The organism is Moraxella sp. CTOTU48717, from assembly GCF_032057165.1.
Classification (GTDB): domain Bacteria; phylum Pseudomonadota; class Gammaproteobacteria; order Pseudomonadales; family Moraxellaceae; genus Faucicola; species Faucicola tetraodonis.
This window is the reverse complement of sequence record NZ_DAMBBC010000016.1, coordinates 1-16,143: the sequence shown is the minus strand read 5'-3', so window position 1 is coordinate 16,143 and position 16,143 is coordinate 1. Positions and strand designations below refer to the sequence as shown.

Below are 16,143 nucleotides of genomic sequence, written 5' to 3'. Positions count from 1 at the left end.
TACTGACTAGAATCAATTTTGTTGAAATTTATGCCGTCAGCTGTGTTTTTAACTGTTTTAATTTGCCACGTACAGAGTCATCGATTACTTTGTCACCGACCTTAATCGTCACACCTGCAATTAGGGCAGGGTCTACATTGACATGTAGTACGACCTTCGCGCCTAGGGAGGTAGCAAGTCGGTGTTCAATGAGTTGCTCTTGCACTTGCGTTAATGGATATGCCGACGTGACATATGCATGAACTTCTTTTGCATCAGCGGCTTTTAATAAACCAAAACGCTCATTGATACTGGGTAATAATGCCAAACGATCTTGCTCTGCAAGTTGCGTCAAAAAATTAACAAAAGCATTGGAATCTGCTTGTGCCCCACCCTCAATAGCGGTGCTTAAAGTTTTAAACACGGTATTGCTATCTTCAGGTGAACTTTGGTTATAAAGGTCTTTTAAAGTAGCGACTTTAGCTTGTGCAGCAACTGCTGGATTATTGATATAATCGGCAAATGCTTTATCACTAACGATGGCATTCATCACGTTTAAGTAATCTTGCCACTCATTGACTGACGTGTGCTCTTTAGCATAATCAAATGCTGCTTTTGCATAGGGTCTTGCTAAGGTTGATAAATCAGCCATCATATCCTCACTGTACGGTTGCTACTTATAACTTGGCTGCCAATTGGTTTAACATATTGGCATGAGTTTCTGGATTGACCTTTTCTTGTAAGATTTTTTCGGCACCGAGTACGGCAAGTTCTGCAACCTGCGCGCGTAAACCTTCACGGGCTTTATTAATTTCTTGATCAATTGCTTCACGCGCTTGTTGACGAATACGTTCGCCTTCCACTTGTGCTTGCACTCTGGCATCTTCAATCATTTGATTGGCGCTTTTGTTCGCTTGGTCAATGAGTGAAGCGGCTTTTGCTTTTGCTGCGATAAGCTCTTGCTCTGCAGCTTGTGATGCAGTTGCTAAGTCTGCTTTGGCTTTTTCGGCAGCATTTAGGCCATCTGCGATTTTACGTTGGCGATCCGAAATAGCAGCAACCAAAGGCGGCCACACAAACTTCATGCAAAACATCACGAAGATGGCGAATGCAATCGATTGTCCAATTAGGGTTGCATTGATATTCACTTAGAATCCCTCGTTAATTAAGTTTCTTCAATCCTTGTCCACATAAGATGATGTGGACATTGTACTGATAGTGTACCTATTAACCTGCTAAAGGATTTGCGAATAACAATAACATTGCAATACCAACACCGATCATCGGTACGGCGTCAAGAAGACCTGCCACGATGAACATACGAGTTTGCAATTGTGAACCTAGTTCTGGTTGACGAGCGACGCCCTCTAAGAATTTGCCACCTAAGATTGCAAAGCCAATACCTGTGCCTAGTGCACCTAAACCGATTAGCAAAGCAACGGCAAGAACGGTCATACCTTCTAGAGTCATTGATGTATCCTCATTACTGTTTTGAAATTAATGTTCAGTTTGTGATGCAAGGCTAAGATAGACAATGGTTAGCATCATGAAAACGAACGCTTGCAAAGTGATTACTAAAATGTGGAAGATTGCCCACGGTACTGATAACACCCATTGAATCCAAAATGGCATAAGGGCGATTAACACAAAAATTAATTCACCTGCATACATGTTACCAAAAAGTCGTAAGCCAAGTGAGATAGGTTTTGCGATTAGAGTTACAAACTCTAGGATAAAGTTCACTGGAATCAATAAGATTTTAGCGATTGGGTTTTTTGCGCTAAATGGATGAAGGGTTAATTCACCAATAAAACCGCCAAAACCTTTTTCTTTAATACTATAAAAAATGATCAGTGCAAATACTGAGAACGACATACCAAGCGTCACATTTGGGTCAGTACTTGGTACGACTTTCATGTAAACATGGTGTGGGTTATGTCCTAGCAGACCACCAATTTTTTGTGCAATGACAGGCAAATAATCAACTGGCAGAAGATCCATGAAGTTCATCAAGAAAATCCACACAAAAATTGTCAGTGCTAATGGCGCAATAACCTTTGATGTGCCATGATAAGTATCACGAACGTTACTATCAACAAACTCCACAATCATTTCAATAAAAGCTTGCATTTTGCCGGGTACACCCGAGGTCGCTCTTTTTGCCACCATATAAAAAATGGCACAAAAAAGAACCCCTAAACCAATCGACCACAGCATTGAGTCTAAATGAATCGCATTGAAACCCATTTCAGAAGCTTGCTGTTTGGTTTCGGCAACTATCCAACCTTCTGTTGGGTGATTACCGAAAGTCCAGTTTGTCAAGTGGTGATTGATATACTCATTTGAAGTAATTTCTGCGTTTGCTTCTGCCATAATCTTAACTTCTTTTTTATATTGAGCCGATAATAGAGGGAGTTAGCGTCAGATATTTTGTCTAATCACAAAAATTTGTAACTTAACACTATAATCGTATCTAACTGAGCTGATGATACTCAATGAGAAGTGCAAACATGACGTCAAAGGCACATCGAGGCGTTTAAGCAATCTGCTTAACTAAGGTGATGAACCGTGAATAAACAACTTGTTTATCAACGTAATAATATAGGCTATCGACCTACTGTGTTTTGCTTGACTCAAATAAGTGGGTCATCAGTAAAACATATATGCAATTGCTTGAAAACTAATTCTTTTTAGCCAATTAGCGCTGAGCAATCGCACCTTTAAAAAATTTTCACTATATTAATTCAACTGTTACCTTTTTGTAAAGGATTAAATGGATTTATTTGTGATTTAGTTTAGGTTATTTCTGTTATTACCAAATAATTGTAAATAGCCTTTTTTTACCAAGGATTTCGGTAAGTGATAATGAGGTAACTCATTTGCAAAATTAAGTACCCCGCGAATACCGCAATGGCGTTTAGCGGTTTTAACAGCAAAAAAATCAGTGCAAACCCAACAATGGTCAACACCCACTTTGCCATATGCGCTTGGTAAAAACGATGAACAATTTGACGACGCTGCTGATAGCCCGATTTGCTCAGGGAAATTTTAGCAAAGATGATTTGACTCACCCACCCTAGCACACTACCGGCTAGCAAATTTTTACTCACGGTATACTGGCTATTGCCTTGCCAAACATCCAACGCAACACCGATGGCAACCAGCCCAAGTATCAGCCATGACTGCTTGTTGATAGATTGTTGGATAGACTGTGGGTCAAATGGCTTGGCAGGTTTTGACATAGCAAAATAACGGCTAGCTGATTATGGGCAGGAATGATAAAAGTAGTATAGCAGAATCTTGATTAAAAATTTGGCTAAAGGTTGTTTTATCTACGCTGACGTTAATCGCTAATCATTATGAATAGTGTGTTATTAGACTTGTTATATTGTCGGGTAGTTTTATAGCCGAACTGCTAATTTCTCAGACAAATTATGCGGTTTTCATGCTAAAGTAATTTGATAGTTATTGATGATTTTATGTGATATGACCCAACGTTCTATTCAATCAGCTAGAAATTCTATTCAATCAGCCCATAGTCAATCAACCAATAGTTACGACGTAAATTGTCGCCACCTATCTATGTCTATGTGTATGCCACAAATGACCGCCGAGCAGATTGAAGCACAGATTGCTCAGATAAAACAAGATTGCCAAGCGCAAGGTTTACGTTTTACTGCACTGCGAGAGCAGGTGTATCGTTTGATTCTACTTGCCGCTCAGCCCATTGGGGCGTATGAATTATTGGATTTACTGCAATCAGCGAGCGAAAAAGTCGTCGCACCGCCAACTGTATATCGTAGTTTGGAGTTTTTGCTCAGGCATGGCTTGGTTCATCAATTAAATTCCAGCAAGGCATTTTTTGCTTGCTCTCAGCCCACCGATCGCCATGTTGCCGCTTTTTTGGTCTGTCGATGCTGTGGCGAGGTACAAGAGTTTAGCCGCCCATCTATCCAGACCATGCTAACTGAGGTTGAGCAATCGACCAATTTTGCCACTCAGTCAAGTATTATTGAGCTTTCAGGTGTTTGTCAGCGCTGCCAATAGTCACCTTTTTTTATCGAATGCTTAGAAGGAGACTCTGCCAACAATTATTTTGCTATTGTGTTTGTCAATTATGCGCATTTGTGATATAAAACATGCCTTATTTGATTGACTTAAGTCAATTAACCGTTGTTTGATAAAGTTGTACTGCCACGATTACCGTCATTATTCTAAGGATAACTGAGTGACGTTACTGCCAAGTTCGATATCACAACACCATGCTGATTATTTTTCAATTATTGAATTAAGTGATCTGCATCTCTTTGATGACCCAAATAAGTTAATGAATGGCGTTAATACCGCAGACACATTTGAGTCGGTATTATCCTTAGTTCGACAACAGCGCAATGATGTTGATTTATTGGTACTGACGGGGGATTTATGCCATGAACCCACCCCACAAAATTATGACCGTTTATTTGCAACCTTAGACGACGTCAACATTCCGTTTATAGCCATCCCAGGCAATCATGATGTGACCCTAGAGCTTGATAATCATCTACCTTTTGCCCAGCGCCGTCATTTGCCAGTCAAATCAGATTCTCGTCTGCAAAACTGCTATAGTATTGCCACCGATTATTGGGACTTACTGTTATTAGACTCCTCTTGTGAGGGACACAGTCATGGCAAAATTGACGAGCAGTCATTGCTGTGGCTGGCGCAACAGTTAGCGAACGCCAATCGTCCTTGTGCAATTTTTTGTCATCATCCGATGGTATTAATCGATTCAACATGGCTTGATGAGTACACCCTAATCAATGCGGACCGTTTTTGGGAAGTGGTAATGCCGTATCTAGACCGCATTAAAGCTATATTTGTCGGTCATATTCACCAAGAAATGCATAAGATTACTTATGGGATATCTGTGTTTGGCTGCCCATCAACTAGCCTACAGTTTAAACCCTTGTGTAAAGATTATACCATTGACGAAATTGCGCCTGGTTTACGTTGGATAAATTTATATAACAATGGGTTACTTGCAACTGGTATCAAAAGAACAGATACTATCTGACTAATTTTTCATGGTTGTTGAACTTATGTTCATAAACTTAATGTCGTGAAAGTTTGGTTAGCTTGTTTATTAAGGTTTTAGCGTTTATTTTAGTTTGATTTCATATACTGGCGAATTGCAGTGTTTAAAGCGTTAATAACGCGATGTCATTGGCTTAAGTGCTGAACTCGTAATGAAATTGTAAACTTAAAATTGTATCACTATCGGTTTTTAAAGGAATTAGCTATGGCATCTGCCCAAAATGAACGTGAATTAAGCTTTACCCCATATCAGCCAGCGGCTGAAGAAGAATATATGAATGACGCACAGCTTGCGCATTTTAGAAAAATTTTATTAGATTGGAAAGAGCAGTTAATTAGCGAAGCTGAATCAACCAAATCTTATATTCAAGATGAATCAACGGCGATGCCCGATATTAATGACCGCGCTACCCAAGAAGAAGAGTTTGCGTTGGCACTGCGCACGCGTGACCGTGAGCGTAAACTGATTCGCAAGATTGATAAATCGATTGCTGAGATTGACAGTGGCGATTACGGTTTTTGTGAGACTTGCGGTGTAGAGATTGGTCTGCGTCGTTTAGAAGCCCGTCCAACCGCGACCCAATGTATCGATTGCAAAACCTTATCAGAGATTAAAGAAAAACAAGCATGGGGTCATGCTTAATTTATCAACATCTCCTGTTATTGGTCGCTTTGCTCCCTCTCCGACGGGAGCTTTGCATTTGGGGTCACTGGTGACTGCGATCGCCAGTTACTGTATCGCTAAACAAGCGCAAGGCAAGTGGCTAGTACGCATTGAAGATACTGATACGGAGCGCTGTCATCCAAAATTTAGCGATTTGATTTTAGCAGATTTAGAGCGATTAGGTTTGCACTGGGATGGTAACGTTCGTTACCAGTCGCAACACCTAAACACGTATCACGCGTTATTGGATGAGCAGCTAAAAGCAGTCAGTTATGGCTGTGATTGCAGTCGTAAATCCCTGCAAACTTATCAACTCGCCCACCGCAACACCCAATACCCTTATCCTAGAATCTGTGTCCATAAGCGGCTATCGCGCGATCATGCCATTCGCTTAGTGATGCCAGATAACCCAATGCTTTTTTTCGATCAGCTGCAAGGGGTGATTTCAGGCAATCCGCAACGAGAACAGGGTGATATTGTGGTCAGAAGGCGGCGCATTGGGCGGTCTTTCTCAAAGGCTCAAACAGCCAACAAAGGCATGATTAATTATATGCTTGCGGTGGTAATTGATGACGCGCAACAAAGCGTCAATCAAATCGTGCGAGGTCTGGATATATTACCATTGACGATACCACAAATGGTGATTGCCGATTATTTAAATTTTCAGCCTATCAAGCAGTATTATCACTTACCCATTTTGGTGAATGCACAAGGGCAAAAACTGTCTAAACAAACGCTTGCTGAGCCGATTCAATCCTACCCTGCACCCCAACTTATTAAGACCGCACTGCAATTATTACAACAGCCACCGATTGATATGGATAAACCAACCACGATGCTCGAGCAGGCGGTTTACCAATGGAATCATACGCCGCTGCAAGGCAAACAGCGTATTGAAGTCGATAGCTTACAAAATCTTTTGGCAACCCATTAATAATAACGACATTGATTGGCAGGAATCGTTGGGCTTTCTTTGATAATTCGCATCAATAATCCGACGATAATCAGATTAACCACCATAGAAGAACCCCCATAGCTAAAAAATGGCATGGTCAACCCTTTGGTAGGTAGCATCCCCATGGTCATGCCAGCGTTGACGAAAATTTGCCCAAAGAACAAAATCCCAACCCCAAACGCAAAATAGCTTAAGCGTGTTTGGTGCCGTGCTAGCGCTTGGTAGCTAATGCGCATAACCGTAGTGACCAAAATAATTTGTAACACCAGTAAAAACGACACACCCACTAAGCCTAACTCTTCACCGGTAATCGCTAGTAAAAAGTCGGTATGCGCCTCCGGTAAATGGGAGAGTTTTTGGATACTTTCCCCATAGCCGACACCAAACCATTCACCGCGGGCAAAGGCTACAATACTGCGACCTAACTGATAGTCACTATTTTTTAAGTCATCAAACGGATCTAAAAACGAGGTTACCCGTTTTAGTCGGTAACTTGCCCCCATAATCGCCATGGTGCCTGCCAAAAACATGGCACCCATGATGATAAAAAACTGGCGCATGGGTAAGCCACCGACAAAAATCATCGCCGCAATACAGGTCGCAATAATCACCACCGAGCCAAAGTCAGGCTGCAACATGATAAATAAGATCAGCCCCATGGCTATCAGTGTTAGCCGCAAAAAGCCTTTCCAATGGTTGCGAATCTCTTCTGATCGGCGCACCAGATAATCTGAGGTGTACAAAATCATCAACAACTTTGCCAATTCAGAGGGCTGAAAATTGATACCACCCAGTTCAATCCAGCGTTTACTGCCATTAATCACTGACCCACCGATTAGGGTATAAATAATCAGCAAAAGACAAGCCAGCAGCGCATACATAATAAAATCTAAGCGAAACGTCTTGCGAAGCGGGATAAAATATACCAGTAAACCAAGAACTGCACCGATTGCCATGTACGCCAATTGGTGATAAAAAAAGTAAAAATCACCCAGTTTTTTGGTTTGTGCAAAAGGTATTGACGCGGACGCCACCATCAACAGACTAAATACCATGATGGTTGCTACCGTGGTCAATAGCACCGAATTGATGGGCGGAATCCACTGGCGGCTTTTCTTAGTAGAAACGCTATTAGCTGAGAGGGATGAAGAAAGTGACGAAGAAGTCGAATGGGGCGCGGGCATAACACAACCTAAATATTAAAAATACACTAGCGAATGATTATTGGGGTTTGACTAAGCGTTGAAAAACTTGTCCACGTTCCACATAGCCACTAAACTGATCAAAACTTGCACAAGCAGGTGATAGCAGCAATACGCCTAAAGCCGGGAATGTTGGCTGGTCTTGCCAAGCTTGATTGACCGCTTGTTCTAGGGTTTGGCATTTGGTTAACACAATCCCTGTAGGATTGTGACTATCCAACCCCGCTGATGCCAAATCAGCCGCGATTTTATCGGCATCTTCACCGATAAAGTACACCACTTGCGCATAATCCATCAGGGGTTTTGCCAGTTCAGCAAAGTTTTGACCTTTACCTTGCCCGCCCAAAATCACAGCGAGTTTTTTGCCTTTGGGCGCATATACTTTACCTAGCCCCAAAATTGCCGCGATGGTCGAGCCAATGTTAGTGCCTTTGGAGTCGTCAAAACAATCGAGCTGATGGGTGGTTGTGATAAATTCACAGCGATGTGGCAGCCCGACAAAGTTTTTTAATGTTGTTAACATACTGTCTAGCGGCAGACCTGCTAGTTCGCCAATTGCTAGGGCTGACAGCGCATTCATCAAGTTATGCTCACCTTTGATCGGCACGTCTTTTTCATTGAGCAACCGCTCGCGACCCCGTGCTAGCCAGATTTCACCATCGCTATCTTTTATCAATCCGTACTGATTCATATCCGGTGCGTTACTACCAAAGCTAATGGTGGGCATATCATCGGATACCAACGGGCGACTAAGCAAGTCCTCGCGATTGACCACAATGGATTGCACGCCTTGGAATATTCGGTGTTTGGCTTGGTGATAGCCGAGCATATTGCCATGGCGATCTAGATGGTCAGGCGACATGTTAAGCACGGTGGCTACTTTAGCGGCCAAATTGGTGGTGGTCTGTAGTTGAAAACTGGATAACTCAAGCACCGCCATCTGTATGGGCTCAAGTAACAAATCAAGCGCGGGCGTTCCCAAGTTACCACCGACACCGACTTTAACCCCCGCATTTTTGACCATCTCGCCAACCAGTGTGGTGACAGTGCTTTTGGCATTAGAGCCGGTAATTGCAATAATCGGAATATGTCGCTGTTTAGCTACCTCATGGAACAATTGAATATCACTGACAATCGCGATTTTTCTCGCACGTGCGCCATCAAACACCGGCAAATAAGGGTCAATACCAGGACTGATGATAATGCGATCTGCCACTGCTAACAGCTCGGCATCTAATGCCCCAAATTTGGTCACTATATCGGTTGGCAAATGCTCGGCAAGTTTGGGCAGACCTGCATCAGTGACAGCTACGGGGTAGCCAAGCGCGTGTAAATAGTTGACTGCCGACAAGCCTGATTTGCCAAGTCCAACCACCACTTGTAATCCATTGCCACGTTGAATCATGCTTGATGCTGATGGCATGCTTTGGTTGGTTGAAGCAGGTGAAACGGGTGATTGGGTGGCAGAGAGTTGGCTCACGAGAATTCCTTGTAACACTTAAACTTGTAACACTTAAATAAAGGTACCGCTAACTAAGGCAATAACCATACTTGCCGCATAAGCTAAAAAACGTTTTCTATCATACCATTTTATGACAAAAAGTTTTGCGATTAAATGTGAGTTTTCATGTTTTGTAGTTGCTGCAATAAAAGGCAGTTTAAATGCTATGATTTTTGTGATGCGGATATACTTTGTATCTGTCTTACCCAACAAATTTAACGATTTTAGCCAGTAAAATGCACTTTTTTAGTGCAATCTTTTTATTTTTATCGCTAATTATTAAAATAATTCTAAAATTTATCTACAAAATCGTTAATGGCACCCAAATAACCTTTTTGGTGCAATAGCTGATTTACATTAGAGGAATTTTTATTTTTTGGTTATAATAAAATTACGTTTTCTGTGTGATGGTCGCATTGAAACCACAAAAAAGTTTTTGCTTTATTTTCAATAAGTTGTATTTTTTACCCCCTTAAAAATAGGACATTTTTGAAAGTTGGCATAGCTTTTGAATTATCGAAACTACCATTTTCAACTCGCTATACGAATGCTGTTTAGGGTAACCGCTATTAAGCCACTACAGCAGCTAGTAACTAACCCAACCATAAGCGGCACTTAAAAGGAAATTATTATGAAATTAATTACGGCTATCTTAAAACCGTTCAAACTAGATGATGTGCGTGAGTCACTCTCTGAGATTGGTGTGCAAGGTATCACTGTTACCGAAGTAAAAGGTTTTGGTCGTCAAAAAGGTCATACTGAATTGTATCGTGGTGCTGAGTATGTGGTTGATTTCTTACCGAAGGTTAAGTTAGAAATTGCAGTGACTGACGAAATGGTTGATGCAGCGATTGAAGCTATCACTCGCGTGGCTAGTACGGGCAAAATCGGTGATGGCAAAATCTTTGTATCACCATTAGAACAAGTGATTCGTATCCGTACGGGTGAAACGGGCGCTAATGCTATCTAACACTATCATGACTGTCGTTGCCGCAGCGCTTGTTAAACTTTAAAGTCGACCATCCTTTAAACATTAACGCAGACTTATCAAGCCGCTTAACGACTATCTCAAATAATTTTAAGGGGGTTACGATGAATGCCGTCATTACAAGGGCAGCTTTTGCCAAATTTTCACAGCCACTAGTATCTACTAAATCAATTTTATCATTATTGTTGTTATCTCCATTGGTGGCTCATGCTGCTGACACGCCTACGCTAAATGCGGGCGACACCGCTTGGGTATTAATTTCTACTGCATTAGTACTCCTAATGACTATTCCAGGGTTGGCATTGTTTTACTCAGGTATGGTGCGCAAAAAGAATATTTTAGGGACGATGGCACACAGTTATGGTGCCACGGCGTTAGTATCTATCATTTGGATTGTGTTGGGTTATTCGCTGGCGTTTGGCAGCAGCGATTTTAATCAATTTGTTGGCGGTTTTGATAATGCCCTGTTATCTAATATTGGGTTAGGTGATTTAACCGGTACCGTACCCACCCTGTTATTTGTCACTTTTCAAATGACCTTTGCCATTATCACTGTGGCAATCTTAGCAGGCTCGATTGCTGAACGTATTAAATTTAGTAGCTTCATGGTGTTTACTGCCCTTTGGGTATTATTGGTGTATGCACCGATTTGTCACTGGGTTTGGGGCGGCGGCTGGTTGATGGCAGATGGTGCGCTAGACTTTGCAGGCGGTACGGTCGTGCACATTAATGCAGGTGTAGCAGGTATTGTGTTGGCGGCTGTTTTAGGTAAACGTAATGGCTATAACCGTGATCCAATGGCACCTTCAAACTTGGCTTTAACCTTAATTGGTACGGGTTTGATTTGGGTAGGTTGGTTTGGCTTTAATGGCGGGAGTGCGTTGGCGGCAAATGCATTGGCAGGTAATGCCCTACTCGTCACGCAAGTAGCCGCAGCGGCAGGGGCATTGACTTGGTTTGCCATCGAAAAATTAGTCCGTGGTAAAGCCTCTGTATTGGGCGGTGCATCAGGCGCAGTGGCGGGTTTAGTCGGTATCACCCCAGCGGCAGGTTTTGTGACGGTAGCAGGCGCATTAGCGATTGGTATCATCACCTCATTGGTTTGCTTTTATGCAGTCAACTATCTCAAACGTCTGTTAAAAATTGATGATAGCTTGGATGCGTTTGGATTGCATGGCGTTGGTGGTATCGTCGGTGCCATATTGACAGGTGTCTTTGTGAGTCCTGCTATCACTGGCAAACCACTGGCTTTATCCACTATGGGTCAAGTATGGGTACAATTAGAAGGCGTGTTTGCGGTTATCATTTACTGCGCGATTGTGACTTTCATTATTGCTAAAGTGATTCAATTAACCATGGGCTTACGTGTCACTGATGAAGATGAATACACAGGTCTTGATTTGGCTGTACATGGTGAACGTATCGAATAGACAAAGAATGGTAAACATAGGCTGATTCAATCAGCCTATTTTTTTATATAAGCATACTAAAAGACTCTACAAAACTTGGGATTAGACAAATAAAAAAGCTAGATAGTGATATCTAGCTTTTTTGAGATTTCAAATCAGTAGCGATTATTTAATTTTTTTCCAAGTTTGGCTGCCTTTGACTGGAACAGATAAAGTCAAGGTTGAACCACTTACTGAAATATCTGCGCCTAATCCAAAGCCCCAACGTGGGTCTTTTGCTTTACCCGCATATTTGCCATTACCCGCTGCTTTAACGCCTGTTAACACAGTTTTACCAACAAAAGATTTTGCTTTTTCAGTATTACCCGCAACGATTTTACCGGTGAAAGTACTACCTGTTTGTGAGATTTGAACTTGGGCTTTTGGTTGATTGTCTTCATAAGTTTGCCAGGTACCCACGATTGGATCGGCAGCCATAGCAGCAACACTTAAAGTAGAAAGAGCAACACCAACGCTGATTGATTTAAGAGAAATTTTCATAACAGTTCCTTCTGTAGTGCACTGCAAAAAAGTAAGGGAAGTGAGATGCAGTGCCATTGACAATCATTATAGCCAAAATGGTTTTGAGGTAAAGATATTTTTTAATACGCAAAAGTTACTAATAGTTTTCTACATCCTTACAGGGCAAAATTTCTCGTTTTTTTATAATTAAGTATTTGATTTTTAAATGATTATTTTTTGAAAAAATCCCAAAAGCGTAAACTGACTAATCAGTCATTTGTGTATAATTACCATTTTTAGGATTTAAATAGGCTGATTATCCATTCAAAAATGGTCAAGACTAAATTAACTAAGACTAATAAAATTTGCTGGTTATCGGGTTCTGATTTTGGCGTGTTTTTGTTTTTTGTAGCGCTCGAATAGTCATCGATAGGCAGCGACATTGCCGTTTTTTGTACCTTTCCTGACAAGCCTGGCATGGCATCCACGCCTATTCTTACCGCAAGCTCATCCAGACTAATGATTTCCACTCGCTGACTATCATCATTAGGTGCAAAATAAACCCCTGCTTGTTGTAGACTTGGAATATAAATCGCTTTGTACAGATGACTGGGTACTAATATATTGTTATTAATTTTCTTAACCCGATTACTGATAAAAGCCACCCCTGTCACCACATAGATACGGTTGTGTTTGATCGCTAGGTAACGGGTACGGGACTCAATGTCTCGCCAAGTGCTACGATTATTGACAGGATTTTGCGGTACAATGTTGGCAAGGCTAAAACTGTCATATTGTGATTCAAGCGTACTCATATCTGCATTCGGCGCTAGATGTCCACGATCATAAGGTACGTTACGATAATCAGCTAAATAGCCTTTAACCCGATTAGGCAGCTGACTTTCCTCGTGAAAATTATCAACCCTAGCTAGTTCACTCGCTTTTTCAATACGCGCTCGCGTCAAATACTCCGCTGACCACAAAGCGGTTTTACTGAGTGACGAATAGCCCACAGCAAAGCCATTTAGACATAGATAATAAATCTCAAGTGGTTGATTCGAGAGTGGCTGCGGACTTTGTTGGTTAGCATAGGTATTGCCGCATTGATTGAGGTGCTGTTTGCGATAATCTAAAGCGGTGCTTGAATGTGCCCATAAGGGCAATAAGGATAAAGCTATCACTACTAGCATCTGTGACAGTGATTTGTGGGAAAAACGCTGATGACAACTCATACGCTATAACTTACCAACTCTAGCCATCGATGAAAATTGATTAATTATACATGACATTTGGCATTATTTTGGGTAAAATAGGCGTCCGTTTTGCGATTACCTATATTTTGGAATTGCAACTCGATTGGAAACGTGGCTGAGTGGTCGAAAGCGCACGCCTGGAAAGTGTGTATACGTTAATAGCGTATCGAGGGTTCGAATCCCTCCGTTTCCGCCAAATAAATAAAAAGCTAGCTTATTATTAAGCTAGCTTTTTTGTTGCGGGGTTGATGAGTTATGCTAAATCACGCACATTAGGCTCACGATCCCATTCACGCGATTTGGCCTTCTCAATAAAGGTATCTATTTCCTTTAAAGCCACCACACTGGCATCTTTCTCAATGTGCTGAGGAATTAGAATAAATTCATCCGTCGCACCGCAATAAGCAATCGCTTTTAGATGGGCGTGCGCGTCTTTAAACCACGCAATCGCTTCACTCACTTTGGCTAATTTTTTCGCTTGCTCTGGCATAATGATACTAACGATTGCATCAAACAAGACAGAAGGAGAACCCGCCAATTGACCGTCAGCAGCAATGGTTTCACCATTGTTTAACGTAATACTAATTTTTGGCGCTACTATAAAGGGTGTTGCCTTGGCTGCGGTAATCGCCGCTTTATATTTTTCAAGCATTTCTGCATTTGAATCATCTGCGACTAAAATAGCAACTTTACGACCTTCAAGCGTTGGTTTAGCTTTGCCAATCAACTGTAAAGCTGGCGATAATGGCAAATCTTGCACCGGAACAGCCGGCTCAATCGGTTTCGGCACTGGTTTCATCCCTAACCCATCGGCCACGCGTTTACCCAATGTTTCATCAACCGTTAACAACTGCGCAACCATGCGTTCACGGATATAGGGTGTCTCAACTTTTGAAAGCTCAAACACAATCGCTGAAGCAATGTGCGCCTGCTCAATGGGGGTTTGACTACGATAGAACATACGTGGTTGACTATAAAAGTCTGCGAAGCTTTCTGCACGGATACGACCTTTAACGGTATCATTGCCTTGGCTTAAATCCTCAGCAAATGATTTAAAGCCTACTGCGGGATTTTCACGTGGTTTTTCTGGTTCCAAACTTTGTGGTTCATAAGCGACCCGACCTTTAGGAATTTGCATCTGCATATGACCATCACGCTGCATATTATGGAATGGGCATTTTGGTGCATTAATTGGCAACTGCGCAAAATTTGGTGAACCTAAACGCGACAGCTGGGTATCAAGATAACTAAATAAACGACCTTGTAGTAAGGGGTCATTACTAAAGTCGATACCGGGTACGATGTTTGCTGGACAGAAAGCCACTTGCTCTGTCTCAGCAAAGAAGTTATCGGGATAACGGTTTAATACCATCTTACCAACTACTTTGAGTGGTACCAATTCTTCTGGAATAAGTTTAGTAGCATCTAGATGGTCAAAAGCGAATTCATCCGCTTTTTCTTGGGTGAACAACTGAACAGCAAAATCCCAAATAACCTCATCACCTTGTTGTAATGCTTCAAATAAGTCACGACGATGATAATCAGGGTCAGCACCTGCCACTTTCACCGCTTCATCCCAAACATGCGATTGCAGTTCAAGACGTGGACGCCAGTGAAAACGTACAAACGTGCTTTCACCTTGGGCATTAATAAAGCGATAACTATGAATACCGAAGCCTTCAATCGTACGCAAGCTGCGTGGAATGCCGCGATCGCTCATTGCCCACAAGTAATTGTGCAATGTTTCTGGGCTCAATGAAATAAAATCATAAAAAGTATCATGCGCTGAGGCAGCTTGTGGAAAACCACGATCCGGTTCCATCTTGACAGCATGCACTAAATCTGGGAATTTAATAGCATCTTGAATAAAGAATACTGGGGTATTATTACCTACTAAATCCCAGTTTCCCTCTTTAGTATAAATTTTGACGGCAAAACCGCGAATATCACGCGGTGTATCAATCGATCCCGCACCACCGGCTACCGTTGAAAAACGAGCAAATAATGGGATTTGCTTGCCCACCTCTGTTAATACCTTAGCTGTGGTAAATTGCTCTAATGATTTGGTTAATTCAAAATAACCATGGGCTGCCGTACCACGAGCATGTACAACACGCTCAGGAATACGTTCATGGTCAAAATGGGTAATTTTCTCACGTAAAATAAAATCTTCCAGCAATGCAGGACCCCGGCGACCTGCCTTTAGCGAATTCTGATTATCTGCAATAACAATACCTTGCTGCGTAGTCAAATTGGTTGAATTATTATCAGCCTGCTGATGAGTTTCACCAGCATTGCCTTGCTGAATATTCATATTTGGCTCTGGTTTAACGGGCTTTTGTGTCATTTTTTATCCTAGATATTTAATTATATTTGTAATTTTTTAGAAAACATCAAATGTTCGCCTAAGGTTAAAAAAGGATCGACATTGATGTAATTAGTATATAGGATTCAAAAATTTACAGTGTGAAAATGCGTAAAGCTATGTAACAAGTAGGTTATTAATGCAGCATATATAAAAAGAATAAAATTAACATCTTAATACTGCATGTTATTTTGACAAAAAAACACCCCCTTTAAACGAATAAAGAGGGTGATTTGGAATAGGGAGCTGA

16 protein-coding genes and 1 tRNA gene are annotated in these 16,143 nt (G+C 41.6%); 7 read left to right on the top strand and 10 right to left on the bottom strand.

Annotated elements, in window-relative coordinates:
- Positions 1 to 28: 28 nt before the first annotated feature.
- The 5 genes from RT084_RS09680 to RT084_RS09660 form a co-directional block, all read right to left on the bottom strand.
- Positions 29 to 631, bottom strand: coding sequence for a F0F1 ATP synthase subunit delta (locus RT084_RS09680; protein ID WP_007115822.1), 603 nt, complete (start codon positions 629 to 631; stop codon positions 29 to 31).
- Positions 632 to 656: 25 nt separating this feature from the next.
- Positions 657 to 1,127: a F0F1 ATP synthase subunit B gene (locus RT084_RS09675; protein WP_036594652.1), complete on the bottom strand. Its 471-nt coding sequence runs from the start codon at positions 1,125 to 1,127 to the stop codon at positions 657 to 659.
- A 79-nt stretch (positions 1,128 to 1,206) separates the two neighbouring features.
- Positions 1,207 to 1,449: a F0F1 ATP synthase subunit C gene (gene atpE / locus RT084_RS09670; RefSeq protein WP_007115820.1), complete on the bottom strand. Its 243-nt coding sequence runs from the start codon at positions 1,447 to 1,449 to the stop codon at positions 1,207 to 1,209.
- Between the two features lie 27 nt (positions 1,450 to 1,476).
- Positions 1,477 to 2,352, bottom strand: coding sequence for a F0F1 ATP synthase subunit A (gene atpB, locus RT084_RS09665; protein WP_007115819.1), 876 nt, complete (start codon positions 2,350 to 2,352; stop codon positions 1,477 to 1,479).
- 467 nt (positions 2,353 to 2,819) lie between these two features.
- On the bottom strand, positions 2,820 to 3,221 hold the full coding sequence (locus tag RT084_RS09660; RefSeq protein WP_313099614.1) for an ATP synthase subunit I: 402 nt from the start codon (positions 3,219 to 3,221) through the stop codon (positions 2,820 to 2,822).
- Between the two features lie 352 nt (positions 3,222 to 3,573).
- Between RT084_RS09660 and RT084_RS09655 the strand changes: the two genes are divergently transcribed.
- The 4 genes from RT084_RS09655 (at position 3,574) to gluQRS (ending at position 6,653) form a co-directional block, all read left to right on the top strand.
- Entirely contained in the window at positions 3,574 to 4,026 is a 453-nt protein-coding gene (locus RT084_RS09655; protein WP_313099611.1) for a Fur family transcriptional regulator, read from the top strand.
- A 181-nt stretch (positions 4,027 to 4,207) separates the two neighbouring features.
- The gene (locus tag RT084_RS09650; RefSeq protein ID WP_313099608.1) at positions 4,208 to 5,035 is read left to right on the top strand and encodes a metallophosphoesterase; all 828 of its coding nucleotides are present in this window, start codon (positions 4,208 to 4,210) and stop codon (positions 5,033 to 5,035) included.
- Between the two features lie 225 nt (positions 5,036 to 5,260).
- Positions 5,261 to 5,698 (top strand): RNA polymerase-binding protein DksA, encoded by a 438-nt coding sequence (gene dksA / locus RT084_RS09645; RefSeq protein ID WP_036594643.1) that lies wholly within the window; start codon positions 5,261 to 5,263, stop codon positions 5,696 to 5,698.
- Entirely contained in the window at positions 5,691 to 6,653 is a 963-nt protein-coding gene (gene gluQRS / locus RT084_RS09640) for a tRNA glutamyl-Q(34) synthetase GluQRS (protein WP_313099605.1), read from the top strand. Before dksA ends, gluQRS begins: the two co-directional genes overlap by 8 nt.
- Here gluQRS and ftsW read toward each other — a convergent pair.
- Together ftsW and murD are read right to left on the bottom strand one after the other, a co-directional pair.
- Positions 6,650 to 7,858, bottom strand: coding sequence for a putative lipid II flippase FtsW (ftsW, locus tag RT084_RS09635; protein WP_180949439.1), 1,209 nt, complete (start codon positions 7,856 to 7,858; stop codon positions 6,650 to 6,652). The genes gluQRS and ftsW overlap by 4 nt on opposite strands.
- Before the next feature lie 37 nt (positions 7,859 to 7,895).
- Positions 7,896 to 9,299: a UDP-N-acetylmuramoyl-L-alanine--D-glutamate ligase gene (gene murD / locus RT084_RS09630; RefSeq protein ID WP_313099664.1), complete on the bottom strand. Its 1,404-nt coding sequence runs from the start codon at positions 9,297 to 9,299 to the stop codon at positions 7,896 to 7,898.
- A 709-nt stretch (positions 9,300 to 10,008) separates the two neighbouring features.
- Here murD and RT084_RS09625 point away from each other — a divergent pair.
- Both RT084_RS09625 and RT084_RS09620 read left to right on the top strand, forming a co-directional pair.
- Positions 10,009 to 10,347 carry a P-II family nitrogen regulator gene (locus tag RT084_RS09625; RefSeq protein WP_007115809.1) on the top strand — a complete coding sequence of 113 codons (339 nt, stop codon included), beginning with the start codon at positions 10,009 to 10,011 and terminating at the stop codon, positions 10,345 to 10,347.
- Positions 10,348 to 10,469: 122 nt separating this feature from the next.
- Complete coding sequence (locus RT084_RS09620; protein WP_409519597.1) at positions 10,470 to 11,795, top strand: ammonium transporter; 1,326 nt, start codon at positions 10,470 to 10,472, stop codon at positions 11,793 to 11,795.
- A 144-nt stretch (positions 11,796 to 11,939) separates the two neighbouring features.
- On the opposite strand, the gene RT084_RS09615 is transcribed toward RT084_RS09620, so the two are convergent.
- Positions 11,940 to 12,314, bottom strand: coding sequence for a DUF2147 domain-containing protein (locus RT084_RS09615; RefSeq protein WP_138017827.1), 375 nt, complete (start codon positions 12,312 to 12,314; stop codon positions 11,940 to 11,942).
- A gap of 257 nt (positions 12,315 to 12,571) precedes the next feature.
- Positions 12,572 to 13,507, bottom strand: coding sequence for a DNA/RNA non-specific endonuclease (locus tag RT084_RS09610; protein ID WP_313099598.1), 936 nt, complete (start codon positions 13,505 to 13,507; stop codon positions 12,572 to 12,574).
- A gap of 126 nt (positions 13,508 to 13,633) precedes the next feature.
- Here RT084_RS09610 and RT084_RS09605 point away from each other — a divergent pair.
- A tRNA-Ser gene (locus RT084_RS09605) sits at positions 13,634 to 13,724 on the top strand.
- A gap of 57 nt (positions 13,725 to 13,781) precedes the next feature.
- On the opposite strand, the gene RT084_RS09600 is transcribed toward RT084_RS09605, so the two are convergent.
- Complete coding sequence (locus RT084_RS09600; RefSeq protein ID WP_312385812.1) at positions 13,782 to 15,875, bottom strand: catalase; 2,094 nt, start codon at positions 15,873 to 15,875, stop codon at positions 13,782 to 13,784.
- Positions 15,876 to 16,143 lie beyond the last annotated feature (268 nt).